Origin of the sequence: Nocardiopsis salina YIM 90010, from assembly GCF_000341025.1 — a bacterium.
Classification (GTDB): Bacteria; Actinomycetota; Actinomycetes; order Streptosporangiales; family Streptosporangiaceae; genus Nocardiopsis; species Nocardiopsis salina.
In genome coordinates, this window is record NZ_ANBF01000198.1 from 1 (window position 1) to 1,458 (window position 1,458).

Below are 1,458 nucleotides of genomic sequence, written 5' to 3' on the forward strand. Positions count from 1 at the left end.
CGGTTCCAGGCACCGGGCCCGACTGCCTCAACGAAACAGGCGCCGAATCCGACCGGGAAAGAGCCCAGCGGGTCAGGGGCTCAAGCCCTGCCGAGCCAGGGCCTTCGGTTCCCGAAGCCGGACCCCGACCAACCATCACCTGAGGCAACACCCCCCAACCCCCACACCCCCCAACCCCCACACCCGCCTCTCCGCCCGTGCCGACGGCGCGTAGTTCAACCGAGCCACCGTCCGGCGCATGCACACGGGTCCGTCGCCGCGTCCCCGGGAACACCGACCCCATGTACGAGACCGAGTTCGAGCCCCTGCCCATGACCACGAGCCCAGAGGAAGGCGACCGGGACGCCCGTGTCGCCCTCCTCCCGGTGGGCAGCCTCGAACAGCACGGCGCGCACCTGCCCCTGGTGACCGACACCGTCGTGGCCTGCATCCTGTCCCGGCAACTGGCGGGGGCCCCCCCCGTGCGCACACTGCCCCCGATCACGTTCGGGTGCTCGCACGAGCACGCCGCCTGGCCCGGCACGGTGAGTGTGTCCGCGCGCACCCTCGACGCGGTCGTCACCGACATCGCCGCCTCCCTGGACCCGGTGAGGCTGGCGGTCGTCAACGGGCACGGCGGCAACCACGTGCTCGCCAACACCGCGCAGGCCTCGGGCGGGCGGATCACGCTCTTCCCCGGGCCGCAGGAGTGGGAGGCCGCGCGCTCCGAAGCCGGGCTGGCCACCGACAACGACACCGACATGCACGCCGGGGAACTGGAGACCTCGGTCCTCCTGCATGCAGCCCCGCACCTGGTCCACCCCGGCTACCGCGACGCCGACCACCTCACCGGGCCGCGCGACCACATGGGTGTGCTCGGGCTGGCCCCCTACGCCCCGTCCGGAGTGGTGGGGCGGCCCTCCCTGGCACGGGCCGACAAGGGAAGGGCGGTGCTGGCCGCCCTCACCCGACGTTTCGCGGGCCATCTCCGGGCGCTGGACGCGGAGCCCGGCGAGACCCTGCCCTAAACCCTGCCCTAACACGATCGTTCCCGGACGGCATCGCGCGCGCCACCAGGGACACCGCTCCGGGCGCAGCTGCGACCAGGGCGAGCAGGCCGTAGACCACCGACACCGTCACACCTGCCTGGGCCCCGAGCCCGGCCGCCGCGAACGCCGCCGCGGTGGCGGCCTCGCGCGGGCCCCACCCGCCCACGTTCACCGGGATGCTCATCGCCAGCAACGCCACGACCGCGAGCGGGACCAACTGGGTGAGGGGAGCGGCCACACCCGCGGCGGACGCGGCGACCAGGAACAGGCCCACGTGCCCGGCCAGTGCCACCACCGACAGCAGCACGACCGCAGGTGCATGGCCCAGCAGCCCGGCGCGGGCCTCCAGGGCGCTCGTGCGCAGGGCCCGCCACCACCGCGGTCGGCGTTCCCGGCCCAGCCGCAGCCCGACGGCGCCTGCGGCCAGAAC

The 1,458-nt window shown here is 74.3% G+C and carries 2 protein-coding genes; one reads left to right on the forward strand and one right to left on the reverse strand.

All coding sequences use genetic code 11. The features are described 5' to 3' along the window. Window positions 1–281 precede the first annotated feature (281 nt). Window positions 282–1,007 (forward strand): creatininase family protein, encoded by a 726-nt coding sequence (locus tag D474_RS0122700; protein ID WP_017615778.1) that lies wholly within the window; start codon window positions 282–284, stop codon window positions 1,005–1,007. Here D474_RS0122700 and D474_RS31300 read toward each other — a convergent pair. Beyond that, window positions 943–1,458, reverse strand: a 516-nt coding sequence (locus D474_RS31300; RefSeq protein ID WP_193374043.1) for a lysylphosphatidylglycerol synthase domain-containing protein, incomplete at its 5' end; no start/stop codon positions are given. The genes D474_RS0122700 and D474_RS31300 overlap by 65 nt on opposite strands.